The following is a 9,010-nucleotide window of genomic DNA, read 5'->3' as shown; positions in this document are numbered from 1 at the left end:
GGAACGGCGCGGAATCGGTCACTCACCGACGCACCCGTGTTGACGCGCCAACCGCTGCGGGCGGACACCCCCCGACCCACCCCCTTCCCGCCGCGTGCGGCTGCCGCGCCGTGTGACTGGCGCCCCAGCAAGCCGGTTCCTTCGCGCCGCACGCGACTGCGGCTCCGCGCCATGCGCCCTGGCAAGCCGGTCCCTTCCCGCCGTACGCGAGCGCGGCGCTGCGCACCCGACGCCTGAACCCGTCAGCCCTCCCCGCCGCAGGCGCGTGCGGCCCCGCGCCTGGCGGCCCGCCCCTTCCCGCCGTACGCGGGTGCGGCGCCACGCACCCGACGCCTGAACCCGTCAGCCCTCCCCGCCACGGGCGCCTGCGGCTCCGCGCCTGGCGAGCCGGTCCCTTCCCGCCGTACGCGAGCGCGGCGCCGCGCACCCTACGCCTGAGCCCGTCAGCCCTCCCCGCCGCAGGCGCGTGGGGCCCCGCGCCTGGCGGCCCGCCCCTTCCCGCCGTACGCGGGTGCGGCGCTGCGCACCCGACGCCTGAACCCGTCAGCCCTCTCCGCCACGGGCGCCTGCGGCTCCGCGCCTGGCGAGCCGGTCCCTTCCCGCCGTACGCGGGTGCGGCGCTGCGCGGCCGGTGGTCACTGGGGGCGTGGGCTGTGGGCCGGGGTTCTGGGGTGGGGGTTTTTTGAGTCGGGGGGTCATTGTCAGTGGGCTGCGGTAGCTTCCGAAGTGCTGGGTGCAACGGTGCGCGGCACAGGGAACGGCCACAGGGGTGGGTGGACGATGAGCAACGGCACGGCGACGACGACGGATCTCGACGCGACACTGGAGAAACACCGGGTCGAGCTGACGGGCTACTGCTATCGCATGCTCGGCTCGTCCTTCGAGGCGGAGGACGCGGTCCAGGACACCCTCGTCCGCGCCTGGCGCAGCTACGACAAGTTCGAGGGACGTTCCAGCGTCCGGTCCTGGCTCTACCGGATCGCGACGAACGTGTGCCTGGACATGCTGAACGCGGGCAACAAGCGCGCCAGGCCGATGGACCTGTCGGAGGCCACCCCGCTCGCCCAGGCCGCGCTGTCGCCGCGCCCCGACCACACCTGGCTGGAGCCGATGCCGGACGCCCGCGTGCTGCCCTCGACCGCCGATCCGGCGGAGGCCGCCGTCGCCAAGGAGTCCGTGCGGCTGGCGTTCATGGCCGCCCTCCAGCAGCTGCCGCCCAAGCAGCGCGCCGTGCTGATCCTGCGCGAGGTGCTGGCCTGGAAGGCGAGCGAGGTCGCCGAGCTGCTCGGCACCACGGTGGCGTCGGTCAACAGCGCCCTGCAGCGGGCCCGCGCGACGCTCGCGGAGCGTTCGGACACCGGCTCCGACGCGGTGGTGTCCGACGCCCTGGACGAGGAGCAGCAAAAGCTCCTGGAGCGGTATGTCGCGGCGTTCGAGGGCTACGACATGGCGGCGCTGACCGCCCTGCTCCACGAGGACGCGGTGATGACGATGCCGCCGTTCGACCTGTGGCTGCGCGGCCCGGCCGACATCACCGGCTTCATGACCACCATCGGCTCCGCCTGCGCGGGCTCCCGGCTGCGTCCCGTGGAGGTCAACGGCCTGCCGGGCTTCGCGCACTACAAGCCGGACCCGGAGTCGGGCGGCTTCACGCCGTGGGCGGTGCAGGTGCTGGAGATCTCAGACGGACGGATCACCGGTTTCCACTGCTTCCTCGACACCCAGCGGTGGTTCCCGCTGTTCGGGCTGCCCCTCCACCTCGAAGCGGAGACCGACGAGGTCGAGGAGGGCGTGTAGCGCGGGGTCGGGGTCGCGGAGCCGGATCCCGCTTCCGGCCCGCTTCGCCGTCAGCGCCAGCCGGGCCAGCAGGTCGACGGTCGCGAGGCCCGGTGGGCCGATCCCCGCGACGTCGCATACGACCACCGGTGCCCGGGTGTTCTCCAGCAACGCCCGCACGTCGTCGCAGAGCCCTGTCACCTCGTCCCGGGTGACGGGGCCGGCGAGCACGATCTCGGCAGGGGTCATGGCGTCCACGAACCGGTAGACCGGCGCGGCCGCCATAACTCATCGCCGGTGGCCGCCTCGTCGCGCCGCGAGGATCACATTGACCTGGGCGAGGGGCGCCCCCGAGGGTTGGGTGTATGCGCCATGGACCACTCCCGCCGCCCGCGACAGCCGGAATACGCGTCCCCGTCAAGGGGGCTTCGTGCAGGGGGTGTTGAGCGGCTTCGCGGTGATCGCGGTGGTGATCGCGGCCGGTTATGTGATCGGGGTGCGTGGACACCTCGGTGCGCAGGGGCGGGAGGTGCTCACGAAGCTCGCCTTCCATGTGGCCTCCCCCGCCCTGCTCTTCACCACCCTCGCGGGCGCCGACCTGTCGGTGGTCTTCTCCAGCCGGCTCCTGGTCACGGCGCTGAGCACGGCGGCGGTGGCGGGAGTGTTCGTGACGGTGGGTGCCGCACGCCGCTGGGGGGTGGGCCGTACGACCGTCGGGGCCCTGTGCTCCAGTTACGTCAACTCGGGGAACCTGGGCATCCCCATCGCGGTGTACGTGCTGGGTGACGCGTCGCTGGTGGCGCCGGTGCTGCTGTTCCAGCTGGTGGGGGTCACCCCGGTCGCGCTGACGATCCTGGACCTCTCGGCCGGGGGCGGGGCGAAGCGGCCGCTGTGGCAGCGTCTGCTCACTCCGCTGCGCAATCCGATCGCTCTCGGCTCCCTGGCCGGGGTGGCGGTGTCGGCGTCGGGTGTGCGCGTCCCCGGCCCGGTCATGGACCCGCTGACGCTGATCGGGAACATGTCCGTCCCGGCCGTTCTGCTGGCCTTCGGCATCTCGCTGCGCGGCAGCACTCTCCCGCTGCGCGGCGGGGAGCGGGGGCCGGTGCTGCTCGCGGTGGCGCTCAAGGCGTTCGCCCAGCCGCTCGCCGCCTGGGCCCTGGCGGCGGGCGTCTTCGGCCTGAAGGGCGCGGCCCTGCTCGACGTGGTGGTCACATCGGCCCTGCCCGCCGCGCAGAACCTGTTCACCTACGCGAGCAGCTACCGCGTCGGCGAGGTCCTCGCCCGCGAGGCGATCCTGCTCTCCACGATCCTGTCGGTCCCGGTCCTCGTGGCGGTCGCGGCGCTGCTCGGGTGAACGGGGCAGGTGGTGGTCCACCGGCCCCGTTCCCCCGTACAAAAAAGCCGCAGGTCAGGCGATGCGTTCCAGCACCACCGGGGACGGGGTGAAGTCCGTGCCGGGGGGTGCGATGTCGAAGGAGCCGTGCACCGCCTCGAGGGCGTAGTCGAAGCGCTCGGGGGTGTCCGTGTGCAGGGTGAGCAGCGGCTGGCCCTCGGTCACGGTGTCGCCGGGCCGGGCGTGGAGTTCGACACCCGCGCCGGCCTGCACCGGGTCCTCCTTGCGGGCGCGGCCGGCGCCCAGGCGCCAGGCGGCGACGCCGATGTCGTAGGCGTCGAGGCGGGTGAGGACTCCGGACGCGGAGGCCTTGACGACGTGCTGCTCCTTCGCCGTGGGCAGCGCGGCGTCCGGGTCGCCGCCCTGGGCCGCGATCATCCGGCGCCATACGTCCATCGCCGAGCCGTCGGCCAGCGCCTTTGCCGGGTCGGCGTCGCGGATGCCCGCGGCGTCCAGCATCTCGCGGGCCAGCGCGAGCGTCAGCTCGACCACGTCCGCGGGGCCGCCGCCGGCCAGGACCTCCACGGACTCGCGGACCTCCAGCGCGTTGCCCGCCGTCAGGCCGAGCGGCGTCGACATGTCCGTCAGCAGGGCGACGGTCCGCACGCCGTGGTCCGTGCCCAGGCCCACCATGGTGGAGGCCAGTTCGCGGGCGTCGTCCAGCGTCTTCATGAAGGCGCCCGTGCCCACCTTCACGTCGAGCACCAGCGAGCCCGTGCCCTCCGCGATCTTCTTCGACATGATCGAGGACGCGATCAGCGGGATCGCCTCGACCGTGCCGGTGACGTCGCGCAGCGCGTACAGCTTCTTGTCGGCGGGGGCGAGGCCGTCGCCGGCCGCGCAGATGACCGCGCCCACGCCGTCCAGGACCGAGAGCATCTCCTCGTTGGAGAGCAGCGCCCGCCAGCCCGGGATCGACTCCAGCTTGTCCAGGGTGCCGCCGGTGTGGCCGAGGCCCCGGCCGGAGAGCTGCGGGACGGCCGCGCCGCAGGCGGCGACGAGGGGGGCCAGCGGAAGCGTGATCTTGTCCCCGACGCCGCCCGTCGAGTGCTTGTCCGCCGTGGGGCGGGACAGGGACGAGAAGTCCATGCGCTCGCCGGAGGCGATCATCGCCGCCGTCCAGCGGGCGATCTCGCCGCGGTTCATGCCGTTGAGCAGGACGGCCATCGCGAGCGCCGACATCTGCTCGTCGGCCACCTCGCCGCGCGTGTACGCGTCGATGACCCAGTCGATCTGCTCGTCGCTGAGCTCACCGCGGTCGCGCTTGGTGCGGATGACGGAGATGGCGTCCATGGCCATGCTGGGCTTCCTTCCGGGGATTGCGAAGAGTACGGCCCCTGCGGACGGGGTCCCAGGGGCCGTACGGGAGTTACGAGGAGAGGTGCTCCGGCCCGAAGGCGTGGGGCAGCATCTCCGACAGCGGCAGGATGCCCGCCGGGGTGTCCAGCAGCAGGCCCGGGCCGCCGAACTCGTACAGCAGCTGACGGCAGCGGCCGCACGGGACGAGCAGTTCGCCCCGGCCGTCCACGCACGTGAAGTGCGTCAGCCGGCCGCCGCCGGTGCGGTGCAGCTCCGAGACCAGCCCGCACTCGGCGCACAGGGAGATCCCGTAGGAGGCGTTCTCGACGTTGCAGCCGCTGACCGTGCGTCCGTCGTCGACCAGGGCGGCGACCCCGACGGCGTAGCCGGAGTAGGGGGCGTACGCGTGGGTCATGGCCTCGCGGGCCACCGCGCGCAGCGCCTCCCAGTCGACCTCGGCCGGCGGTGTCACTTGCCCTGTCCCTTCCGGTACGGCAGACCGTCGGCCTTGGGCGGCCGCAGGCGCTGCGCGGAGAGCGCGAGGACGACCAGCGTGATGACGTACGGCGTGGCGGAGACGACCTGGTTGGGGACCTCGTTGGTGGTGGCGTACCAGGCGAAGACCAGGGCGCCGGCGACGAGGGTGATCACCGCGTTGACGTACTTCTTGCGGATCACCAGCCAGACCGCGCCGATGATCAGCAGCAGCGCGCCGAGCAGCAGCAGGGCGTGGACGTTCTCGGAGCCGCCGCGCAGGTTGAGGCTGTCGGTGTAGCCGAACAGCCCGGCGCCGATGGCGAGTCCGCCCGGCATCCAGTTGCCGAAGATCATCGCGGCGAGGCCGATGTAGCCGCGGCCGCTGACCTGGCCCTCCAGATAGAAGGGGTTGGCGACGATGGAGAGGAAGACACCTCCGAGGCCGGCCAGTCCGCCGGAGATGACGACCGCGATGTACTTGTACTTGTAGACGTTCACGCCGAGGGATTCGGCCGCCACCGGGTTCTCGCCGCAGGACCGCAGCCGCAGGCCGAACGCGGTGCGCCACAGGATCCACCAGGTGGCGGGGATCAGCGCGACGGCCACCAGGGTCAGCCAGGAGACGTTGGTGACCAGGCCGCCGAGCAGGCCGGCGAGGTCGGAGATCAGGAACCAGCCCTGGTTGTTGAGTTCCCGCAGTCCGTCGGAGAGGCCCGGGACGGTGAAGTTGCCGAGGGACTCGACCGCCGGGGACTGCTTGGCGGAGCCGCCCGCGTGGCCCTCGAAGGCGAGCGGGGCGAGGTAGCGGGTGGCGCCGAGGGCGAGGATGTTGATGGCCACACCGGAGACGATGTGGTTGACGTTGAAGGTGACGGTGACGAAGGCGTGCAGCAGGCCGCCGATGGCGCCGCCGAGGATGCCCACGAGGACACCGGTCCACGGGCCCCACTGGAATCCGGCCCAGGCACCGAACCAGGTGCCGAGGATCATCATGCCTTCGAGGCCGATGTTGACCACGCCCGCGCGCTCGGCCCACAGGCCGCCGAGGCCGGCGAGGCCGATCGGCACGGCGAGCTGGAGCGCGGTGGACATCTGGCTGACGTTGGTGATGCCGTCGGCGCCGGTGACGATGCGGACGAGCGAGATCAGCGCCAGGGCTCCGGCGATGATCAGCAGCACGACGGGCCACGAGAGGCGGCGGCCGGTCGGCGCCGCGGGCTGCAGCGTGGGCTGGTTGACGTCGGTCGCGGTGGTCATCGGCCAGCCACCTCCTTGGTGTTGTGGGCGCCGAGGACGTGACCGGCGGCGAGTTCGGCGCCGACCCGGCGCTGCTGGCGGCGCAGACCCCATTCGCGGACGGCCTCGTAGGAGACGACGACCGAGAGGACGATCAGGCCCTGCATGATGACCGCGATCTCCTTGTCGTAGCCGTGGAAGTCCAGCTCCGGCGAGGCCTTGTCGAGCCAGGCCCACAGCAGCGCGGCGAACGCGATGCCGACCGGGCTGTTCCGGCCGAGCAGGGCGATGCCGATGCCCAGGAAGCCGATGCCGGTGGGGAAGTTGAGGCTGTACGTGTGGGTGTCGCCGAGCAGGATCGGCAGGCCCGCGAGACCGGCGAGGGCGCCGGAGATGAGCATGGCGGTCAGCGTCATCCGCTTGGGGTCGACGCCGGAGGCCGCGGCGGCGGACTCGGAGGCGCCGGAGGCGCGCAGGTCGAAGCCGAAGCGGGTGCGGTTGAGGACGACCCAGTAGCCGATGCCGAGGAGCACGGCGAGGACGACCAGGCCGTAGATCTCGCCGGCAGCGCCCATGTCGATGCCGGGCACCCAGCCCGAGGAATGCATCTCGCCGGTGGTGTTGTTGTTGCCGACCTTGACGCCGAAGACGGTCGGCAGCCACAGGTAACCGATGACGGAGGTGGCGATCGCGTTGAGCATGATCGTCGCGACCACCTCGCTGACGCCCCGGGTGACCTTCAGGACACCGGCGATGCCGGCCCAGAAGGCGCCGGTGCACAGCGCGGTCAGGAGCAGCAGCGGGATCTGGATCACGGCCGGCACGTTCAGGTGGGCGCCGACGATCGCGGCCATCATGGCGGCGAGCTGGTACTGGCCGTCGACACCGATGTTGAACAGGTTCATCCGGAAGCCGATGGCCACCGCCAGCGCGGCGATGTAGTACATCGACGCCTGGTTGATGATCAGCACCTGGATGTCGGAGAAGCCGAGCTGTTCAAACATCAGGGCGAACGGCTCGACGGGGTTCTTGCCGGAGGCGATCAGCACGATCGCGCTGAGCACGAAGGCCACGGCGAGCGCGATGACCGGTCCGGCCACCGCGAGGAGCACGCGCTCCTTGTCGAACTTCTTCATCAGCGGGCCTCGTCTTCCGGAGACTCGGGAGACTTGCGGATCTCGGGGGTCTCGGGGCTGTCTGCCGGGGTCTGGGGGGTCTCGTCGTGCTCCAGGTGACCGGTCGCGGCGCCGGTCATGGCGGAGCCCAGCTCCTCCGGGGTGATGGTGGCGGGGTCGGCGTCGGCGACCAGCCGGCCGTTGTAGATCACCCGGAGCGTGTCGGACAGGCCGATCAGCTCGTCCAGGTCGGCGGAGATCAGCAGCACGGCCAGGCCCTCGCGGCGGGCCTCGCGGATGTGGTCCCAGATCGCGGCCTGCGCGCCGACGTCCACACCGCGGGTGGGGTGGGCGGCGATCAGGAAGCGCGGCTTGTGGCTCATCTCCCGGCCGACGATCAGCTTCTGCTGGTTGCCGCCGGAGAGCGAGGCGGCGGTGACGTCGATGCCGGGGGTGCGGACGTCGTAGGCCTCGACGATGCGGCGGGTGTCCTCCTGCGCGGCCTTCGGGTCCAGCCAGACGCCCTTGGCGTTGGGCTTCTCGGTGACATGGCCGAGGATGCGGTTCTCCCAGAGGGGGGCCTCCAGGAGCAGGCCGTGCCGGTGCCGGTCCTCGGGGATGTAGCCGACGCCCTGCTCGCGGCGCCTGCGGGTCGGCCAGGCGGTGATCTCCTCGTCGGCGAGGGCGATCGTGCCGGAGTCGGCGTGGCGCAGGCCGATCAGCGCGTCGACCAGCTCGGTCTGGCCGTTGCCCTCGACGCCGGCGATGCCGAGGACCTCGCCGGCGTGGATGGTGAAGGAGATGTCGTCCAGGAGTGCCTTGCCACCGGGGGCGGCCATGCGGAGCTTGTCGACGCTCAGCACCGGGCGGTCGGTGACCGTGGACTCGGCGGTCTCCGGGGTGGGCAGCTCGCTGCCGACCATCATCTCGGCGAGCTGGCGCGGGGTGGTCTCGGCGGGGACGGCCGTGCCGACGGTGGTGCCGCGGCGGATCACGGTGATCTCGTCGGCGACGGAGAGGACCTCGCCCAGCTTGTGCGAGATGAAGATGACCGACAGGCCCTCGGACTTGAGCTCGCGCAGGTTGGCGAAGAGCGCGTCCACCTCCTGCGGCACGAGCACGGCGGTCGGCTCGTCGAGGATCAGCGTGGTGGCGCCGCGGTAGAGGACCTTGAGGATCTCCACCCGCTGGCGGGCGGCGACGCCGAGTTCCTCGACCAGGAGGTCGGGGCGGACGCCGAGGCCGTAGCGCTCGGAGATCTCCTTGATCTTGCGGCGGGCCTTGGCGCCGATGCCGTACAGCTTCTCGCTGCCGAGGACCACGTTCTCCAGCACGGTGAGGTTGTCGGCCAGCATGAAGTGCTGGTGCACCATGCCGATGCCGCGCGTGATGGCGTCGGCCGGGCTGTGCAGGGTGACCTGTTCACCGTCGATGGTGATGGTGCCCTCGTCCGGCTTCTGCATGCCGTAGAGGATCTTCATCAGCGTGGACTTGCCGGCGCCGTTCTCGCCGACCAGGGCGTGCACGGTGCCCTTGCGGACGCTGAGGTGGATGTCGTGGTTGGCCACGACTCCCGGGAAACGCTTGGTGATCCCGGCGAGTTCGACGGCGGTCGCCTGACCGTGGACCGCCGCTCCGGCCGGAGGGCTGCTGGACGCGTTGATGGCGCACTCTCCTGGGGACGGGGGCCGTCTACGCGCGTAGCGCCCCTACG

At 71.8% G+C, this 9,010-nt stretch carries 8 protein-coding genes; 2 read left to right on the top strand and 6 right to left on the bottom strand.

All coding sequences use genetic code 11. The features are described from left to right. Window positions 1–780 precede the first annotated feature (780 nt). Window positions 781–1,797, top strand: coding sequence for a sigma-70 family RNA polymerase sigma factor (locus tag ACIP2X_RS32855; RefSeq protein ID WP_401680214.1), 1,017 nt, complete (start codon window positions 781–783; stop codon window positions 1,795–1,797). On the opposite strand, the gene ACIP2X_RS32850 is transcribed toward ACIP2X_RS32855, so the two are convergent. After that, entirely contained in the window at window positions 1,681–2,061 is a 381-nt protein-coding gene (locus ACIP2X_RS32850; protein ID WP_401680211.1) for an STAS domain-containing protein, read from the bottom strand. The two genes, ACIP2X_RS32855 and ACIP2X_RS32850, sit on opposite strands and share 117 nt — an antisense overlap. Window positions 2,062–2,206: 145 nt before the next feature. Between ACIP2X_RS32850 and ACIP2X_RS32845 the strand changes: the two genes are divergently transcribed. Beyond that, window positions 2,207–3,130, top strand: a complete 924-nt coding sequence (locus tag ACIP2X_RS32845; RefSeq protein WP_401680208.1) for an AEC family transporter — start codon at window positions 2,207–2,209, stop codon at window positions 3,128–3,130. A gap of 54 nt (window positions 3,131–3,184) precedes the next feature. Here ACIP2X_RS32845 and ACIP2X_RS32840 read toward each other — a convergent pair whose 3' ends face one another. The 5 genes from ACIP2X_RS32840 to ACIP2X_RS32820 all read right to left on the bottom strand — a co-directional run bounded on the left by ACIP2X_RS32840 (window position 3,185) and on the right by ACIP2X_RS32820 (window position 8,960). Next, window positions 3,185–4,468, bottom strand: coding sequence for a thymidine phosphorylase (locus ACIP2X_RS32840; RefSeq protein WP_401680205.1), 1,284 nt, complete (start codon window positions 4,466–4,468; stop codon window positions 3,185–3,187). Window positions 4,469–4,538: 70 nt separating this feature from the next. Further along, window positions 4,539–4,940 (bottom strand): cytidine deaminase, encoded by a 402-nt coding sequence (locus ACIP2X_RS32835; RefSeq protein WP_401680202.1) that lies wholly within the window; start codon window positions 4,938–4,940, stop codon window positions 4,539–4,541. Then, window positions 4,937–6,202: an ABC transporter permease gene (locus tag ACIP2X_RS32830; protein WP_401680199.1), complete on the bottom strand. Its 1,266-nt coding sequence runs from the start codon at window positions 6,200–6,202 to the stop codon at window positions 4,937–4,939. The genes ACIP2X_RS32835 and ACIP2X_RS32830 overlap by 4 nt, the downstream gene beginning before the upstream one ends. After that, complete coding sequence (locus tag ACIP2X_RS32825; protein ID WP_401680196.1) at window positions 6,199–7,317, bottom strand: ABC transporter permease; 1,119 nt, start codon at window positions 7,315–7,317, stop codon at window positions 6,199–6,201. The genes ACIP2X_RS32830 and ACIP2X_RS32825 overlap by 4 nt, the downstream gene beginning before the upstream one ends. Further along, a complete protein-coding gene (locus ACIP2X_RS32820; protein WP_401680264.1) occupies window positions 7,317–8,960 on the bottom strand; it encodes an ABC transporter ATP-binding protein in 1,644 nt (547 codons plus the stop codon). Before ACIP2X_RS32820 ends, ACIP2X_RS32825 begins: the two co-directional genes overlap by 1 nt. Window positions 8,961–9,010 lie beyond the last annotated feature (50 nt).

It is taken from the genome of Streptomyces sp. NPDC089424 (genome assembly GCF_044749345.1).
GTDB lineage: Bacteria > Actinomycetota > Actinomycetes > Streptomycetales > Streptomycetaceae > Streptomyces.
The sequence above is the reverse complement of the archived record's forward strand: the minus strand, read 5'-3'. Positions and strand labels throughout refer to the sequence as shown.